This is a genomic window from Streptomyces sp. CNQ329, assembly GCF_000482585.1.
This window is the reverse complement of record NZ_AXVU01000005.1, coordinates 254,171-272,307: the sequence shown is the minus strand read 5'-3', so window position 1 is coordinate 272,307 and position 18,137 is coordinate 254,171. Positions and strand designations below refer to the sequence as shown.

The 18,137-nt window shown below is 72.9% G+C and carries 13 protein-coding genes and 2 pseudogenes; 9 read left to right on the top strand and 6 right to left on the bottom strand.

Features of this window, described 5'->3' with window-relative positions:
• Window positions 1-87 precede the first annotated feature (87 nt).
• Together I003_RS0105165 and I003_RS0105160 are read left to right on the top strand one after the other, a co-directional pair.
• On the top strand, window positions 88-915 hold the full coding sequence (locus I003_RS0105165; protein WP_027770535.1) for an enoyl-CoA hydratase family protein: 828 nt from the start codon (window positions 88-90) through the stop codon (window positions 913-915).
• 5 nt (window positions 916-920) lie between these two features.
• Complete coding sequence (locus I003_RS0105160; RefSeq protein ID WP_027770534.1) at window positions 921-3,221, top strand: bifunctional salicylyl-CoA 5-hydroxylase/oxidoreductase; 2,301 nt, start codon at window positions 921-923, stop codon at window positions 3,219-3,221.
• A gap of 11 nt (window positions 3,222-3,232) precedes the next feature.
• Here I003_RS0105160 and I003_RS36705 read toward each other — a convergent pair.
• From I003_RS36705 to I003_RS0105135, 6 genes and pseudogenes are all read right to left on the bottom strand, one after another.
• Window positions 3,233-3,397, bottom strand: a pseudogene (locus I003_RS36705) (catalase); the annotation flags it as partial.
• Window positions 3,369-3,539 (bottom strand): annotated as a pseudogene (locus tag I003_RS36700) (catalase); the annotation flags it as partial. The pseudogenes I003_RS36705 and I003_RS36700, both read right to left, overlap by 29 nt.
• Before the next feature lie 30 nt (window positions 3,540-3,569).
• A complete protein-coding gene (locus tag I003_RS0105150) occupies window positions 3,570-4,397 on the bottom strand; it encodes an alpha/beta fold hydrolase (protein ID WP_027770532.1) in 828 nt (275 codons plus the stop codon).
• 61 nt (window positions 4,398-4,458) lie between these two features.
• Window positions 4,459-5,049 carry a Uma2 family endonuclease gene (locus tag I003_RS31490; RefSeq protein ID WP_486584090.1) on the bottom strand — a complete coding sequence of 197 codons (591 nt, stop codon included), beginning with the start codon at window positions 5,047-5,049 and terminating at the stop codon, window positions 4,459-4,461.
• A 101-nt stretch (window positions 5,050-5,150) separates the two neighbouring features.
• Window positions 5,151-5,993: a PaaX family transcriptional regulator C-terminal domain-containing protein gene (locus I003_RS0105140; protein ID WP_027770531.1), complete on the bottom strand. Its 843-nt coding sequence runs from the start codon at window positions 5,991-5,993 to the stop codon at window positions 5,151-5,153.
• Window positions 5,994-5,997: 4 nt separating this feature from the next.
• Window positions 5,998-7,650, bottom strand: a complete 1,653-nt coding sequence (locus tag I003_RS0105135) for an AMP-binding protein (protein ID WP_027770530.1) — start codon at window positions 7,648-7,650, stop codon at window positions 5,998-6,000.
• 160 nt (window positions 7,651-7,810) lie between these two features.
• Between I003_RS0105135 and I003_RS0105130 the strand changes: the two genes are divergently transcribed.
• The 7 genes from I003_RS0105130 to acnA all read left to right on the top strand — a co-directional run bounded on the left by I003_RS0105130 (window position 7,811) and on the right by acnA (window position 18,048).
• A complete protein-coding gene (locus I003_RS0105130; RefSeq protein WP_027770529.1) occupies window positions 7,811-8,983 on the top strand; it encodes an acyl-CoA dehydrogenase family protein in 1,173 nt (390 codons plus the stop codon).
• Window positions 8,984-9,058: 75 nt separating this feature from the next.
• The gene (locus I003_RS0105125) at window positions 9,059-9,457 is read left to right on the top strand and encodes a RidA family protein (RefSeq protein WP_027770528.1); all 399 of its coding nucleotides are present in this window, start codon (window positions 9,059-9,061) and stop codon (window positions 9,455-9,457) included.
• 179 nt (window positions 9,458-9,636) lie between these two features.
• Window positions 9,637-10,533: a hypothetical protein gene (locus I003_RS0105120; RefSeq protein WP_027770527.1), complete on the top strand. Its 897-nt coding sequence runs from the start codon at window positions 9,637-9,639 to the stop codon at window positions 10,531-10,533.
• Window positions 10,534-10,569: 36 nt separating this feature from the next.
• Window positions 10,570-12,615 (top strand): ATP-binding protein, encoded by a 2,046-nt coding sequence (locus I003_RS0105115; RefSeq protein ID WP_486584089.1) that lies wholly within the window; start codon window positions 10,570-10,572, stop codon window positions 12,613-12,615.
• A complete protein-coding gene (locus I003_RS0105110; protein ID WP_051368092.1) occupies window positions 12,602-14,212 on the top strand; it encodes a hypothetical protein in 1,611 nt (536 codons plus the stop codon). Before I003_RS0105115 ends, I003_RS0105110 begins: the two co-directional genes overlap by 14 nt.
• A 91-nt stretch (window positions 14,213-14,303) precedes the next feature.
• Window positions 14,304-15,128, top strand: a complete 825-nt coding sequence (locus I003_RS0105105) for an SAM-dependent methyltransferase (RefSeq protein ID WP_027770524.1) — start codon at window positions 14,304-14,306, stop codon at window positions 15,126-15,128.
• Window positions 15,129-15,333: 205 nt separating this feature from the next.
• Window positions 15,334-18,048, top strand: coding sequence for an aconitate hydratase AcnA (gene acnA / locus I003_RS0105100; RefSeq protein ID WP_027770523.1), 2,715 nt, complete (start codon window positions 15,334-15,336; stop codon window positions 18,046-18,048).
• Window positions 18,049-18,137 lie beyond the last annotated feature (89 nt).

Here is an 18,137-nt window from a genome sequence, read left to right as displayed (position 1 = left end):
TATCGCGCGGTCGTGACGACAGTCACGCATCAGTGATAACTTCGGCTTACCGCCACCGCCACCGTCTGCAGACAGGGGCCGCGCACGATGAGCCCGTTCACCGGATCCGCCGGCCGCACCGAGCAGTGGGAGCACCTGCGGGTGACCTCCGACGACGGCGTCGTCACCGTCACGCTCGACCGCCCCGAGAAGCTCAACGCGCTGACCTTCGAGGCGTACGCCGACCTCCGCGACCTCATCGCCGAGCTGGCCCGCACCGGCGGCACCCGCGCGCTCGTCCTCGCCGGCGCCGGCCGGGGCTTCTGCTCCGGCGGCGACGTGGACGAGATCATCGGTGCCACCCTGGCCATGGACACCGGCCGGCTGCTGGACTTCAACCGCATGACCGGTCAGGTCGTACGGGCCCTGCGCGAGGCCCCGTTCCCGGTCGTCGCCGCCGTCCACGGGGTCGCCGCCGGCGCCGGTGCCGTCCTCGCGCTCGCCGCCGACTTCCGCGTGGCCGATCCCTCCGCGCGCTTCGCCTTCCTCTTCACCCGCGTCGGCCTCTCCGGCGGCGACATGGGCGCCGCCTACCTGCTGCCCCGGGTCGTCGGTCTCGGCCACGCCACCCGGCTGCTGATGCTCGGCGACCCCGTGCCTGCCACCGAGGCCGAACGCATCGGCCTCATCAGCGGACTCGCCGACGAAGGCGGCGCCGACGAGGCCGCCCAGGCGCTGGCCCGCCGGCTCGCCGCCGGACCCGCGCTCGCGTACGCGCAGACCAAGGCGCTGCTCACCGCCGAACTGGACATGCCGCTGGCAGCCGCGGTCGAGATGGACGCCGCGACTCAGGCACTGCTGATGAACAGCGCCGATTACGCCGAGTTCCACGCCGCGTTCACGGCCAAGCGGCCCCCGGTGTGGCAGGGGCGCTGAGCGCCGTGCGGGCCGCGGTCATCGGCGGCGGGCCCGGCGGGCTGTACGCCGCGGCGCTCCTCAAGCGGCTCGACCCCGCCCGCGCGGTCACCGTCTACGAGCGCAACGCCCCGGACAGCACGTACGGCTTCGGCGTCGTGCTCTCCGACGAGACCCTCGGCGGCATCGAGCACGCCGATCCCGTCGTCTACGCGGCGCTGCAGCGGGAGTTCGTGCGCTGGGACGACATCGACATCGTCCACCGCGGCACCGTGCAGCGCTCCGGCGGGCACGGCTTCGCGGCGCTCGGCCGCCGCCGGCTCCTCGCGGTGCTGCAGCAGCGCTGCCGCGATCTCGGCGTCGACCTGCGCTTCCATGCCGAAGCCCCGCCCGCCGCCGAACTCGCCCGCAGCCACGACCTCGTCGTCGCTGCCGACGGCGTGAACAGCGCCGTCCGCGAGGCGCACGCCGGCGTCTTCCGCCCCCGGATATCCGAGCACCGCTGTCGGTACGTGTGGCTGTCCGCGCCGTTCGCGTTCGACGCCTTCCGCTTCGAGATCGTCGAGACCGACGCGGGCGTCATGCAGGTGCACGGCTACCCGTACGCCGACGCGCCGGAGGGTGCCTCCACCGTCATCGTCGAGATGCGCGAGGAGGTGTGGCGGCGTGCCGGTCTCGACGCCTGCGACGAGGAGGAGTCGGCCAAGCGGTGCGCCGCGTACTTCGCCGACGCGCTCGGCGGCCGGCCGCTGACGGGCAACCGTTCGCAGTGGACGGCGTTCCGCACCGTGGTCAACGAACGCTGGTGGCACCGGCCTTCGCCCGGCGGCGGCGCCGTCGTCCTCCTCGGCGACGCCGCCCACACCGCGCACTTCTCCGTCGGTTCCGGCACCAAACTCGCCGTCGAGGACGCCCTCGCGCTCGCCGCCTGCCTCGGGGAACAGCCGGACGTGCCGGCGGCGCTCGCCGCGTACGAGGCCGAACGCAAGCCCGTCGTCGCCTCCACGCAGCGCGCCGCGCACGCCAGCCGCGAGTGGTTCGAGGACCTGGCCCGCCACCTGGCCCGCCCGCCGCGGCAGTTCGCGTTCGACCTGCTGACCCGCAGCCGCCGCATCACCCACGACAACCTGCGGCTGCGCGACCCCGGTTTCGTCGCCGCCGTCGAGCGCGAGGCGGGGGTGCCGGAGGGCACGCCGCCGATGTTCACCCCGTTCACCCTCGGCGGCCTCACGCTGCGCAACCGCGTGGTCTGCTCGCCGATGGACATGTACGTCGCCGAGGACGGCCGGCCCGGCGACTTCCACCTCGTCCACCTCGGGGCCCGCGCCCTCGGCGGCGCGGGACTGGTGATGACCGAGATGGTCTGCGTCAGTCCCCGCGGCCGTATCACCCCCGGGTGCACCGGCCTGTGGTCGGACGAGCAGGAGACCGGCTGGCGCCGCGTCGTCGACTTCGTACGCGCCCACGCGCCCGGCACCGCCCTCGGCGTCCAGCTCGGCCACTCCGGCCGCAAGGGGTCCACGAAGCTGATGTGGGAGGGCATCGACGAGCCGCTGACGGACGGCAACTGGCCCGTCGTCGCCCCCTCCCCGCTGCCGTACCGCCCGGGCCTGAACCAGACGCCGCGCGCGCTGGACCGGGCCGGCATGGACGAGATCCGCGAGGAGTTCGCCGCCGCCGCGCGGCGCGCCGCCCGCGCCGGATTCGACCTCCTGGAGCTGCACTGCGCGCACGGCTATCTGCTCTCCGGCTTCCTCTCGCCGCTGACGAACCACCGCACCGACGCCTACGGCGGCGACCTCGACGGGCGGCTGCGCTACCCGCTGGAGGTCTTCGACGCGGTACGCGCGGCGTGGCCGGCCGACCGCCCCCTGACCGTGCGGATCTCCGCCACCGACTGGGCCGAAGGCGGCACGACCGCGGCCGACGCGGTCGCGGTCGCCCGCGCGTTCGCCGACCACGGGGCGGCGGCGATCGACGTCTCCACCGGTCAGGTCGTCGCCGGCGAGCGGCCGGCGTACGGCCGCTCGTACCAGACGCCGTACGCCGACCGCATCCGCGCGGAGACGGGCATCCCGGTGATCGCGGTCGGGGCGATCTCCTCGTGGGACGACGTGAACTCGCTGATCCTGGCCGGCCGCGCCGACCTGTGCGCCCTGGCCCGCCCGCACCTGTACGACCCCCACTGGACGCTGCACGCCGCCGCGGAACAGGGCTACACCGGTCCGGGCGCCCCGTGGCCGGCGCCGTACCGCGCGGGCAGCCGCAGACCGCCGACGGGTCGCACCGACGGGCCGAAGCCGAGGCTGACGCTGGACGGGCGCTGACCGCCCGGCCCGTACGGGATCGCCTGCACGTACAGCGACCACGACGGCGCCTCGCCCCGGGCGATGGCCTCGGCCAGGTCGCGCCGGTGGAAGTCGGCGTCCTCACCGGCCAGCGCGGCGGCGTTGGTGTCGGTGAGACACGCGACGCCCTGGTCGCTCTTGATGTGGTACTTGACCGATGCGCTCACGGTTGAACTGGGCCGTCTTCTCGATCAGATAGCTGTCCTGGAGGAGGGGGCCGTCCGCTCCGGCGCTGAGCGAGTACCGGTCGCTCTCGACGGGGGTCCCGCTGTCGTCGGTGGTGGTCGGATCGCTCATCTCACCGCTCCGGGTGGGGGTTTCGGGGCGTCAGTTCCCGAGGAACGCCAGCAGGTCCCGGTTGAACTTCTCCTTGTCGCCCGGCACGAGGGCGATGCCGTGGCTGCCGCCCTCGTAGACCTTGAGTTCGGCGTCCGCGACGATCTCGACGGTCTTGCGGCCCGTGGCGTCGATCGGCACGATCTGGTCGTCGTCGCCGTGGACGATCAGGGTGGGCACGTCGAACTTCCTCAGGTCCTCGTGGAAGGGGGTGGCCGCGAAGGCGTCGACGCAGCGGACTCCGCCCTCGATGGTCTCGGACATCGCCATGTACCAGAAGGCGTCCCTGTTGCCCTCCGTCGCCCTCGTGCCTCCGTGGTTCGCGGAGAAGAAGCCGACCGACGCCTCCTTCCAGTACTGGGAGCGTTCCTTGAGGATCCCGGACTTGATGTCGTCGAAGACCTTCTGCGGCACGCCCTCGGGATTGTCCGGGGTCTGCAGCATCAGCGGCGTGATCGAGGAGAGGAGCACCGCGGAGCGCACCCGGCCGGTGCCGTGGCGGCCGATGTAGCGGGCCAGCTCACCGCCGCCCATGGAATGGGCCACCAGGGTGACGTCCCGCAGGTCGAGGCCGGTGATCAGATCGTTCAGGTCGTCGGCGAAGGTGTCGAAGTCGTACCCGTCGAAGACGGGTGTGGAGCGGCCGTGCCCCCGGCGGTCGTGCGCGATACCGCGGAAACCGGCGTCGGCCACGGCCTTGAGCTGGTCCTGCCAGGCGTCGCCGTTCAGCGGCCAGCCGTGGATGAACACCACGGGGCGGCCCCGGCCCCAGTCCTTGTAGAAGATGTCGACCCCGTCGCGCGTCGTGCATACAGGCATGTCCGGATGACCTTTCCCGCGGAGGAACACGGCATTACCGCATTAATCTTCAGCTGTACGGTCAAAACCGGCAATTCGGAGTGCCGGTCTCCGGGGTCAGGCGAAGGCCGACGTGTCGAGGGTGAAGGAGAAGGGGGGCGGGGAGGTCGAGTCCCCGGCCGAGGGGCAGGCGGTGGTTCTCCTTGTACTCGCCCTCGGTCGGCTGGCCGAACAGCGTGACGGTCCCCGCGCTGCGGTCGACAGGGAGATACAAGGGGATACCGGCGGCGGCATAGCCGCGCAGTTTCGGCCCGCGGTCGTTCTCCGGGCGTCCGGAGGTGACCTCGACGACCATGGCGATCCCGTCGGGATCCGGCCACGGCTCCATGCCGCGGACGTGTCCGCGCGGGGCGACGGCGGCGTCGGGAATGACGTAACCCTGGGGGGTGATCAGGCCCTTGGTGCCTGCCGCGTACATCTCGGCGGCGGACTTCCTGGCGATCTGCCAGTTCAGGTGGGCCACGATGTCCTCGTGGTCTCCGTCGGGCGGCGGGGTCACGACGATCTCACCCTCGATCAGCTCGGCGCGATAGCCCTCCGGTGCCTTGAGCTCAAGGAAGGCGGCAAGCGTCGGATCCTCCTCCGCCGAGCCGGGGCGCTCGGCTGCAGGCATGGCCACCACTGCTCCTCCTGAGCCGTCCGGTCCGCCGCAGCCAGGGTAGCCGTGGGATCAGGGCACGGCCGGTCGTATCAATGACTCATCGTGTCGACCGGTCACGGTGTGTGAAGCATGGCGTGGACGAACTCCGTCGCCGGCCCCCGGAGGCGATCGTCCAGGGCCGCGAAGACCTCCGCCGCCCTGCCGCCCGGCCACTGCGGGGGCAGGACCGCGGACGGCAGGCCGGGATCGGCGTAGGGCAGGTGGCGCCAGGTGTCGAGCGCCAGGAGGTAGTCGCGGTACGCCTCCGCGGCCGGCGCCGGGCGCGCGGACCAGTGCGCCAGCACCGGCCCGTGCGCGTCCAGGAACGCCTCGTGCAGCTTCGCTATCGCCGGCAGATCCCACCACCGGGCCACGGCCTCCGGCGTCGGCGTGAAGCCCTCGTGGGTGCCGTGGAAGAGGTCGACGTACGGCGCGAGTTCGAGGCGGTTCAGGGTATGGCGGGTCTCCTCCGTCACATGCGACGGGGCGATCCACACGCCCGGGGCCGCCTGGCCGAAGCCGAGACGGGTCAGCCGGGAGCGCAGCAGGTGCCGCTTGCGGCGTTCGGACTCCGGGACGGAGAAGACCGCCAGCAGCCAGTCGCCGGGGCCCGCGGGGGTCTCGCGCCGGTAGATGCGGCGATCGCCGTCGTCCAGGAGGGTGCGGGCCGAGGGGGACAGGGTGTACGCGGCCTCGCCTTCGTGCCGTACGGGCACGAGCAGCCCGCGCCGCTTGAGCCGGGAGACCGCCGACCGCACCGCCGGCGCGTCCACGCCCACCGTGCCCAGCAGCCGGATCAGTGCCGCCACCGGGACGGGACCCGAGCCCGGGCCCGGATTCGCGCCGGCCGCGTCGCCGCGGCCGAACGCGCCGTAGAAGGTGACGATCAGGGACCGCGGGGTTCGTTCGGCTGCCACTCGATCACTCTAGCGATTCCCGGCCGCCCGGCTGCTCTCTCCCGGCCTGCTCCTCCCGCAGCCGGTAGCGCTGCAGCTTCCCCGTCGGCGTCCGCGGCAGCGCGTCCGGGAAGACGATCTCCTTCGGGCACTTGTACGGCGTGATCTCGCCCTTCGTGAACTCCCGCAGCGCCGCCTCCGTCTCCGGCCCCCGCACCACGCCCTCGCGCAGCACCGCGTACGCCACGACCACCGTGCCCCGCTCCGCGTCCGGCCGCCCCACGACCGCCGCCTCGAGCACGTCGGGGTGGCGCAGCAGGGCGTCCTCGACCTCGGGCCCGGCGATGTTGTACCCGGCCGAGATGATCATGTCGTCCGCGCGTGCCACGTACCGGAAGTAGCCGTCGGGCTCGCGCACATAGGTGTCGCCGGTGAGGTTCCAGCCGTCCCGTACGTACTCCCGCTGCCGCTCGTCCGCCAGATACCGGCATCCCGTCGGCCCGCGCACCGCCAGCAGCCCCGGCTCCCCGTCCGGCACCGGCTCCCCGTCGGGGCCGACGACCCGCGCCTCGAACCCGGGCACCGGCACGCCCGTCGTCCCCGGGCGGGCGTCGTCGTCGGCGGCGGAGATGAAGATGTGCAGCATCTCGGTGGCGCCGATGCCGTTGATGATCCGCAGCCCGGTGCGCTCGCGCCACTCCCGCCACGTGGTCGCCGGCAGGTTCTCGCCCGCGGACACGCAGCGGCGCAGCGAGCCGACGTCGTACGCGCCCAGCTTGTCGAGCATCGCCCGGTACGCGGTCGGGGCGGTGAACAGCACCGACACCCGGTGCTCCGCGATCGCCGGCAGCAGCCGGTCGGGTCCGGCCTGCTCCAGCAGCAGCACCGAGGCGCCGGCGCGCATCGGGAAGACGACGAGGCCGCCGAGGCCGAAGGTGAAGCCCAGCGGCGGGCTGCCCGCGAACACGTCGTCGGGGAGGGGCTTGAGCACGTGCGTGGAGAAGGTGTCGGCGATGGCCAGGACGTCGCGGTGGAAGTGGACGCAGCCCTTGGGCCGGCCGGTGGTGCCGGAGGTGAAGGCGATGAGCGCGACGTCGTCGGCGGAGGTTTCCACGGGCGCGTACGTAGCGGGCTTGGCATCGGCGAGGCGCAGAAGGTCACCGGGGTCCTCGCCGCCGTAGGGGACCACCGTCAGATCCGCGACCTCCGCCCGGGCCAGGTCGTCGAGCGAACGGGCGTCGCACAGCGCGTGCGCTATCCGCGCCATGTCGCAGATGCCGCGCAACTCGTGCGCGCGCTGCGCGGCCAGCACGGTGACCGCGACCGCACCCGCCTTCATGACGGCCAGCCAGCAGGCGACCAGCCAGGGCGTCGTGGGCCCGCGCAGCAGCACGCGGTTGCCGGGCAGCACGCCGAGGTCGTCGGTCAGGACGTGCGCGATCCGGTCGGCGCGGCGCTGCAGTTCGCCGTACGTCCACGTCTCGCCGGCGGCGGTGCGCAGGGCGGGGCGGCCGGCGCCGAACCGCTCGACGGTGGCGTCGAGCAGCTCCGCGCCGCAGTTGAGCCGGTCGGGGTAGCGCAGGCCGGGGAGCGGGAAGACCAGGTCCGGCCACTGCGCGGGCGGCGGGAGGTGGTCGCGGGCGAAGGTGTCGGCGTGGGCGGAAGGCTTGAGCTGCATGGCGGTACGCCCCCTAGGTCTGCCCTGCGATACCCCAAGGAGCGTAGCGTTGGCGTGACGACAGTCAACAGTCCGCGATATCGCGCGGCCGGGCCCGTACGCGGAGGCACGCGCACCGGTGCGCACCGGACGCAACGCCACCGGCAGAGAGGAGCACCGCATGGCGCAGCAGCCGCAACCGCAGCAGCCGCAGCCCTTCGCGCTCGACCCCCGGCTCCGGGCGTGGTGCGCCGAGTTGCGCGCGTTCGCCGCGCGACGGCTGCGCCCGCTGGCCGAGGCGGGCGAGCCCGGCCGGGTCAACCGCCCGCTCCTCGCCGCCCTCGGCGCTCCCGTCGCCGACGGTGAACCCGCTCTGCTGGCACGGGTGTTCCCCGCCGCCGGGCCGGTCTCCGCGCTCACCCTGTGCCTGCTGCGCGAGTCGCTGGCCCGCGAGTGCACCGAGGCCGAGACCGCGCTCGCGCTGCAGGGGCTCGGCGCGTACCCCGTCGTGCAGGCCGGGACGCCGGAGCAGCGGGAGCGCTGGCTGCCGGAGGTGACGGCCGGGCGCGCGGTCGCGGCATTCGCGCTGACCGAGCCGGAGGCGGGCTCCGACGCGGCGGCGCTGCGGCTGGCCGCCGAGCCGGACGGGCCCGGGCGCTGGCGGCTCACCGGCGAGAAGAAATGGATCTCCAACGCCCCCGAGGCCGATGTCGCCACCGTCTTCGCCCGCACGACGCCGGACGCCGGTGCCCGCGGCGTCACCGCCTTCCTCGTGCCCGCCGACCGCCCGGGGCTGACCGGCGAACCGCTGACCATGCTCAGCCCGCACCCCATCGGCACCCTGCGCTTCGACGGCGTCCCCGTCACCGGCGCCGACGTGCTCGGCGAGGTCGACGCCGGCTTCCGCACCGCCATGGCGACGCTCAACCTCTTCCGCCCCTCCGTCGGCGCGTTCGCCGTCGGCATGGCGCAGGCGGCGCTCGACGCGGCGCTGGAGCACGCCGGGCGGCGGGAGGCGTTCGGCGGCCCGCTGAAGGACCTCCAGTCCGTCGGGCACACCCTCGCCGAGACCGCCACCCGCGTCGAGGCGGCCCGGCTGCTGGTGTACGCGGCGGCCTCGGCGTACGACGCGGGCGCACCGGACGTCGCCCGGCGGTCGGCGATGGCCAAACTGCTGGCGACGGAGACCGCGCAGGCCGCGGTCGACGCGGCGGTGCAGATCCACGGCGCCCGCGCGCTTCAGGCCGGGCACCTGCTGGAGCACCTGTACCGCGAGGTGCGCGCGCCGCGTATCTACGAGGGCGCGACGGAGGTGCAGCGGAGCATCATCGCCAAGGAGCTGTACCGCCGTTGACCCCCGGCGCAGGGGCCGGTCCCGGCCCGCTGCGCCTCACCCCGCCGCTCGCCCACCGAAGGGAACGCCGCCGCCGTGTCCGTCCACCGCGTCAACCCCGCCGTCCTCGCCCGGCCCTCGGGCTTCAGCCACGCCGTCACCGCCACCGGCTCCACCCTGGTCTTCCTCGCCGGGCAGACCGCCCTCGACGGCGCCGGCCGGGTCGTCGGCGACACCCTGCCCGCCCAGTTCGAGCAGGCCCTCGGCAACCTCCTCACCGCCCTCGGCGCCTGCGCGGGGGACCCCTCCCGGCTCACCCGCGTTACCGTCTACGCCACCGATCCCGAGGACTACCGCGCCCACGCGGCCGAACTGGGCCGCATCTGGCGCCGGCTGGCCGGCGACACGTACCCGGCGATGGCGCTGATCGGCGTCACCCGCCTGTGGGACACCGAGGCGCTGGTCGAGCTGGACGGCATCGCGGTGCTGCCGTGACCCCGGCTTCCGCCGCCGTGCCTCCGTGATGCCGGTGCCCCGCTCGCAGGTCGCGGAAGTGCTACGAGATGGCCGCAGAGCGACGACCGCACACGGCAACGAACTGGTGGCTCGCGGACAACCTAGGTAGATTCGTGCGCACCCCCAGCCGCCGCACGCAGAACAGAGGTCACGCACCGATGGCATCCAGCAGGCCCGAGTTAGGCCGCTACGAGGCCCGCCTGTTGCTGTGGTTGCTGCGGGAGTCCGGTCACCGCCCCGACGTGCCCGTGCGCACCGCCGCCTTCGGCCTGGAGCAGAACAAGCCGGCCCTCGGCGTCTCCGCCGTCATCTCCGCGCTCGCGGACCGTGGCCTGGTGGACGTCCACGAGTGGCCGGAGCACACCCCCGCCGACACCTCGCTGCGCCCCGAGGGCCACGCGCGTGCGCTGCGCCTGGAGCGCGAGCGCCGCGACCCCGGTGCCCGCCAGGCGTACGCCGAGGACGCGGTGCTGCGCTGGGCGTTCGAGCACCGGGGCGACGACGTGCTGCTGCTGCGCGACTTCTTCGTGGCCGACCACGTCTTCTTCCACGGCGACGCCCTGGGGGCGGAGGAAGTCCTCGCCGCGGCCCGCTCGTTACGCTCGGCCGGTCTGCTCGACCTCCTCGACGCCGGGCTCTCCGGCGACGTGGTGGCCGGACAGATCAAGCTCACCGAACGCGGACTGGACTGCGGCCACTCCGGCACCGGCATCGCCGCGTTCCTGCGCCGCGAGCGCGACCGGCCGCCGCCGGCCGTCCACATCAACACGGTCGGGGGCGACGTCAACATCATCAGCAACAGCACCGTCACCGTCGTCGGCAGGCTCGCCGACGAACTCACCGAACGGGGCCCGGCGCTCGGCCTCGACGAGGAGCGGCTGCGGCTGCTGGAGCGGGCCGCGGCCGACATGCGGCACGCGGCCGAGGAGGGGCGGCCGGGCCGGCTGCGGGCACTGGTGGAGCGGGTGCGTCACGAACTCGCCGGTGCCCCGGACACCACGGGCCGGCAGATGCTGCTCGAACTGGTAAGACAACTCGGCGGCACGCTCGGCTAGCCGGGACGCCGTCGCGCAACGGGAGGGAAGCGGAGCTTGACCCTGTACGGACGTGACGCCGTGCTGCACGAGCTGGTGCCCAGAATGGTGGGGCTGCACCACACGAAGAGGAAGGCCGTACGCCAGGAGCCGCGCGGAGAGGTGCCCGCCGTGCTCCTCCACGGCGGCCACGGAAGTGGCCGCACCGCCGTGCTGGACGCCCTGCGCGAAGCCTACGCCGACCGTATCCCCGTCGCCGTCGTGGACTGCGCCGGCGTGCGCGGCGAGGACGCGACGGTCTCCAACACCTCGCCCGTCGCCGAGCTGCTGACCGACCTGGCCCGCGGGCTGTGCGCCCACCGCCAGGGCTTCGGCCGGCTGCGGCTGCCCCGGCTGCTCACCGGCCTGGTGGCCGTCAGCGCCTGGCACCGGGGGGAGCTGGACGAGCAGGCGTGCGCCCGCGAGCGGATCGAGGCGCTGCTCACCGATTGCGGGCTGGAGAAGGACCCGGGCCGGGCCCGTAACTGGCCCGGCGACGTGCTCGACCTCATCGGCGGATGGGGCACGGACGAGCTGGGGCCGATCGCCGCCGCGAGCGTCCACCTCTTCACCGACCGGTATCTGGGCTTCCGGGAGAACCGTGCGGTGCGCCAGTGGTACGACGGGCTGGAGGGCGTACCCACCTCGCAGCAGGACGGCAACCAGGTGCTCACCGCCTTCTGCCGCGCCTTCCACCTCGGCGAGTTCATGCTCCGCAAGATGGAGGGCCACCTGGTCGAGGCGCTGCTGGAGGATCTGCGCGCCGCGTACACGGGCTGGCGGCACGTCAACGCCGCGCCCCGGCCGCTGGCCCTGATCGACAACGTCCACACCCCCGCCGGTGCCGACCTGCTCGACCTGCTGCTCGCCCGGCGGGTCACCGCGGGCAAGCGTTCCGACCCGCTCGTGGTGGTCGCCGCGGCCCTGGGCGAGCCCAGCGGTGAGCGGTTCGAAGGCGCGACCCGGTGGACCGCCGCGAACGTCCCCGGCCTGCGCGAGTGGCGCCGCGGCGGCGAGCCCGGGGACCCCGCCGCCGGGCTCGTCACCCTGCCGCTGACGCCCCTCGACCCCGACGAGCTGCTGTCGATGATGCACGTCGGCGAGGAGCGGGCGGTGCGCCAGGAAGTGGCCCGCGCCGTCCACCGGTTCACCGGCGGCAGCCCGCTGGGGTGCCGGATCTTCTACGACGCCCTCGACGCCGCGCCGGAGCCGTCGGGCATCGAGACGCACGGGCTGGCGCGGCTGCGGCTGGCGGGCGACCACGTCACGGAGCTGATGCTGCAGGCGCTCGTACCCGACGCGGAGCTCAGCGCCTACCTCGTGCTGCTGTCCGTCGCGCAGGACGCCGCCGCGGCCCGGGCGCTGGCCGGCGCGTATCTGACCCGGGACCACCAGGCGGGCGCGGTCGAGGAGGTCCGTATCCATCTGCGCGACGAGCAGTGGCCGCGCAGCGACCGGCCGTTCGTGGCCGACCCCTTCCTGCGCGCCGTGCTCGTCAACGAGCTGCGCCGCCGCCCCGCGGACGCGACCGACCCGCCGCAGTCCTGGCCGGAGCTGCACGAACTGCTCCGCGCGCACCACGAGGACCGCGGCGAGCACGCCACCGCCAAGCACCACGAGCTGTCCGCGGGCAGCTCCGGCGAACCCGTGCGCTGGCTCGCCCGGCGACTCCACGAGCCCGCCACCGACCGCTGGCTCGCCGACCTGTGGCACGTCGCGACCGCCCCGCACCCTCCGGACCCCGCCTGGGCCGACGTGTGCCTGGCGACGGCGGCCGGGGAGCGGGACGCCACGTTCGCCGGCGACTCCGTGCAGCGGTCGGTCAACCGGCTGCTGCACGCCGTGTGGTTCGCCGCCGACCCGCTGTCCGTACCCGACGGGCACCTGCGCGGCCGGGTGGGGCGGGAGCTGGACTTCTTGTCGTTCGAGCACCCGACGGGGGGCAGGGCGCTGTACGCCGCGTCGCAGGACTGGCCGGCGGCGCTCAAGGAACTGCGTACGCCGGACTTGGCCGTGGGACGCCGCGAGGGCGGCGAGGAGGGGAGAGGCCATGGCATTCCTTAGCCGGCCGCTGGGCCGTGCCGAGAAGGCGATCCTGGCGGTGCTCGCCGTCGCGGCGATCGTCGCGGGCGGGGTGCTGGTGGGGCTCGGCGTGAGGGACGAGGGGCCGTGCGGCGACGGGCTCGTGGAGTCGGCGAAGGGCGAGGAGTGCGTCGGCGTCGCCGACCCCACGGCCGAGTCCCCGGCCTTCGAGCCCGGCGCGGACGGTCCGGACAAGCGGATAGCAGATCTGGTACGGAAGGTGGCGCAGGAGAACAAGCGGGTGCGGGACCGCTGGGAGGAACCGGAGGACACGGGGCGGGAGCCGTACGTCCAGATCGCGCTCATGCTGCCGTTCAACTCCTCCAAGTCCAGCGCGATGACCCCCGAGGTCGTCGAGCACAGCCTCGCCGGGGCGCTCACCGCGCAGATCAACGCCAACCAGCTCCAGGGGGGAATCAACTACCAGCTCCTGCTCACCAACATCGGCCGGCACCTGTCGGAGTGGGAACCGGGGGTCGAGACCCTGGCCGGGCTCACCACCGCCAGGGAACCGGTCGAGGCGGACACGCCGCTCATCGGCGCGATCGGTCTGCCCAACAGCGAGCAGGACACCCAGGACCTCGCCGACGCGTTGTCCGCCGCCGACATCCCGGCCGTCAGCGGCGTGCTCAGCTCACCGGAGATCAGCGCGGACAAATTCTTCAAGGCCGCGCCGTCGAACCGGGAGGCCGTCGCCGCCCTCGCCGACTACCTCGACGCACACCCGGGCTCGAAGTCCGGCTACCTCGTCTGGGACATGCGCGAGGAGGACAACTACGTCACCAACATCCGCGAGAGCATGCGGGAGGTGTTCGGTGAGGAGTACCGGCTGGAGAACCGCAACAGCTCCTTCATCGGCAGCCAGGGCGACGACTACCGCGGTGCGCCGCAACGCTTCTCCCCGGCCGCGCGGGGGATCTGCCGGCTGGAGGCGGACACCGTCTTCTACGCCGGACGCGACTCCGACCTGCCGCATCTGATCACCCAGTTGTCCGACGAGCCGGAGTGCGACGACTTCGACGCCGGGATACGCATACTGCGTGTCGCGACCGGGCTGCCCGACGGCCTGACGGGCCCGCAGGTGACCGAGGACATGGCCGAGACCCGGGTCGTCACCGTCGGCGCCTCGGCGACGGACGCGCCCTCGTGGCGGGCGGGCGACGGATCAGGCGAGCGCTTCGCCACCTTCGCCCAGGGGTTCGAGAAGGTCAGCGGGCTGCCGGGGGAGGCGCTGAACGACGGCTGGGCGATCATGCACCACGACGCCTTCGCCGTCGTCGCCCGGGCGGCCGAGACCGCGCTGACCGACCTGCGGCCGCCGGGCAAGGGCGGCGGGGACAGGCTGCCGTCGAAGCTCGACGTCTACAACACGATCACCAACATGAAGGTGGTCGCGGGCGCCGACTCGTGCCAGGACTGCGTGTCCGGTGCCAGCGGGCAGTTCGGCTTCGACGTGGAGAAGGACAACTGGCCGGTGTGCAAGCCGGTCCCGATCATCGAGTACCCGCGCCCCGAAGGGGCCGACCGGCCGCGGCTGTACCGGACGTTCCAGGGTCCGGACGGCGCGTGCCCCGCCTGACGACGACCACGGCGTACGGCGGGAGAGACGACGCCGTACGAGGAGACGGCGTACGACGCGACGCATACGACCAGAAGGGTGACACCAGCGCATGAACCTCTTACCCGGCGACGACCACACCGAGATCGACCTGCGTACCGACCGCCCGCACTCCGCGCGGGTCTACGACTACCTCCTCGGCGGCAAGGACAACTACGCCCCCGACCGCGCCGCGGGCGACGCCTCGGTGCGGGCCTGGCCCAGCCTGCCGACCTCCATGAAGCAGACCCGCGTCTTCATGCACCGGGTGACCAGGACGCTCGCCCGCGACTACGGCGTACGGCAGTTCCTGGACATCGGCACAGGCATACCGACACCGCCGAACCTCCACGAGGTGGCCCAGGAGATCGCCCCGGAGTGCCGGGTGGTCTACGTGGACAACGACCCCATCGTCCTCGCCCACGCCCGCGCGCTGCTGCAGAGCACCAAGGAGGGCAGGACCGGCTACATCCAGGCCGACCTGCGCGATCCCGAGTCGATCCTCGGCGACCCCCAACTGCGCGACGTCCTCGACCTCGACCGGCCCGTGGCGCTGTCGCTCATCGCCATCGTCCACTTCATCCTCGACGAGGACGACCCGCAGGGCATCGTCGCGCGGCTGCTGGGCGCGCTGGCGCCGGGCAGCTTCCTGGCGCTGACCGTCTTCACCGGCGACACCGACCCGGAGCGCGTCGCGGGCGTCGGCCGCGAGTACAACGAGCGCGGCATCCCGCTGCAGATCCGCGACCGCGCCGAGGCGGAGCGGTTCTTCGCCGGCCTGGAGCTGATCGACCCGGGCGTGACGCTGGTCCACCACTGGCGGCCGGACAGCATCGGCGAGTCGGTGCCGAACTCGCACATCGCGATGTACGGCGGCGTGGCCCGCAAGCCCGGCTGACCGCGGGCCGCCGCGGCCGGCGCGGCTGCCGCGGCCGGCCGGCCCTCCGGCGCGTACGCGCGACACGGGTGGGAACCCAGGCAGTGCCATGGAGTAAGGTTTATCTCGACATCGAGATATCTGCCGAAGGTGCCACCCTCAAGTCGCCCCGCTTCGGACGTAGCGGCAGGATTACGGTGGAACGCGAATGACGAAGGAGACTGTCGTGTCGGCGAACAGCTTCGACGCCCGCAGCACGCTGCAGGTGGGCGGCGAGTCGTACGAGATCTTCCGGCTGGACAAGGTGACCGGTGCCGCCCGGCTCCCGTACAGCCTGAAGGTGCTGCTGGAGAACCTGCTCCGCACCGAGGACGGCGCGAACATCACCGCCGACCACATCCGGGCCCTGGGCGGCTGGGACTCCCAGGCCCAGCCGAGCCGGGAGATCCAGTTCACGCCGGCCCGGGTGATCATGCAGGACTTCACCGGCGTCCCCTGCGTCGTCGACCTCGCCACCATGCGCGAGGCCGTCAAGGACCTGGGCGGCGATCCCGCCCGGATCAATCCGCTGGCCCCGGCCGAGCTGGTCATCGACCACTCCGTGATCGCCGACAAGTTCGGCACGCCGGACTCCTTCCAGGTCAACGTCGAGCTGGAGTACGGGCGCAACCGCGAGCGCTACCAGTTCCTGCGCTGGGGGCAGACCGCGTTCGACGAGTTCAAGGTCGTCCCGCCCGGCACCGGCATCGTGCACCAGGTGAACATCGAGCACCTGGCCCGGGTCGTCATGGTCCGCGACGGCAGGGCCTACCCCGACACCCTCGTCGGCACCGACAGCCACACCACCATGGTCAACGGCCTCGGCGTGCTCGGCTGGGGCGTCGGCGGCATCGAAGCCGAGGCGGCGATGCTCGGCCAGCCGGTCTCGATGCTCATCCCGCGTGTCGTCGGCTTCAAGCTCACCGGCGAGCTGCCCACCGGCACCACCGCCACCGACCTGGTGCTGACGATCACCGAGATGCTGCGCAAGCACGGCGTCGTCGGCAAGTTCGTCGAGTTCTACGGCGCGGGCGTCGCCCAGATCCCGCTGGCCAACCGGGCGACGATCGGCAACATGTCGCCGGAGTTCGGCTCCACCGCCGCGATCTTCCCGGTCGACGCCGAGACCCTCACGTACCTGAAGCTCACCGGCCGCGACGAGCAGCAGCTCGCGCTGGTGGAGGCGTACGCGAAGGCCCAGGGCCTGTGGCACGACCCGGCGCACGAGCCGGAGTACTCCGAGTACCTGGAGCTGGACCTCGCCACCGTCGTGCCGTCGCTGGCCGGGCCGAAGCGCCCGCAGGACCGCATCGAGCTGTCGAAGGCCGCCGAGCAGTTCCGCCTCGACGTGCGCAACTACGTCGACGACGCCGACGAGCCCGGCAAGGAGTCCTTCCCGGCCTCCGACGCCCCCGCCTCCTCCAACGGCGTACCGATCCGCGTCACCCCGGTGACCGCACCCGACGGCACGACGTACGAGATCGACCACGGCGCCGTCACCGTGGCCGCCATCACCTCCTGCACCAACACCTCCAACCCGTCCGTCATGGTCGGCGCGGCGCTGCTGGCGAAGAAGGCGGTGGAGAAGGGCCTGACCCGCAAGCCGTGGGTGAAGACCACGCTGGCGCCCGGCTCCAAGGTCGTCATGGACTACTACGACCGGGCCGGCCTCACCCCGTACCTCGACAAGCTCGGCTTCAACCTCGTCGGCTACGGCTGCACCACCTGCATCGGCAACTCGGGACCGCTGCCGGAGGAGATCTCCAAGGCCGTCAACGAACACGACCTGGCCGTCACCTCGGTGCTCTCCGGCAACCGCAACTTCGAGGGCCGGATCAACCCCGACGTGAAGATGAACTACCTGGCGTCGCCGCCGCTGGTCGTCGCGTACGCGCTCGCGGGCTCCATGAAGACCGACATCACCCGCGAGCCGCTGGGGACGGACAAGGAGGGCAAGCCGGTCTACCTCAGGGACATCTGGCCCAGCGAGCAGGAGGTCGAGCAGGTCGTCGCCGCCGCGATCGGCGAGGAGATGTTCACCGATTCGTACCAGGACGTCTTCGCCGGCGACGAGCAGTGGCGTGCGCTGCCGATCCCGACGGGCGACACCTTCGCCTGGGACCCCGAGTCCACCTACGTGCGCAAGCCCCCGTACTTCGACGGCATGGGCATGGACCCGTCGCCCGTCGAGGACATCACGGGCGCCCGCGTGCTGGCCCTCCTCGGCGACTCGGTCACCACCGACCACATCTCGCCCGCCGGCGCCATCAAGGCCGACACCCCGGCCGGTCAGTACCTCACCGAGCACGGCGTGAGCCGCCGCGACTTCAACAGCTACGGCTCCCGCCGCGGCAACCACGAGGTCATGATCCGCGGCACCTTCGCCAACATCCGGCTGCGCAACCAGATCGCCCCGGGCACCGAGGGCGGCTACACCCGCGACTTCACCCGTGCGGACGCCCCGGTCTCCTTCATTTACGACGCGGCCCAGAACTACGCCGCGGCCGGCACTCCGCTCGTGGTGCTGGCGGGCAAGGAGTACGGCTCGGGCTCCTCGCGCGACTGGGCGGCCAAGGGCACCGCGCTGCTCGGCGTCCGCGCGGTGATCGCCGAGTCGTACGAGCGCATCCACCGCTCGAACCTCATCGGCATGGGCGTGCTGCCGCTCCAGTTCCCCGCGGGCGCCACGGCGCAGTCGCTGGGCCTGACCGGCGAGGAGACCTTCTCCTTCACCGGCATCACGGCCCTGAACGACGGCACCGTCCCGGAGACGGTCAAGGTCACCACGGACACCGGGGTGGAGTTCGACGCGGTGGTCCGCATCGACACGCCCGGCGAGGCGGACTACTACCGCAACGGCGGCATCCTTCAGTACGTCCTCCGCTCCCTGATCCGCGACTGACCCACCCACCCGAACCCCCGCGCCCCCTCCGGAGGGCGCGGGGGCAGGGCGCTCGCGCGCGATGGGGCGGAAGATGCGCCTGCGTGCAT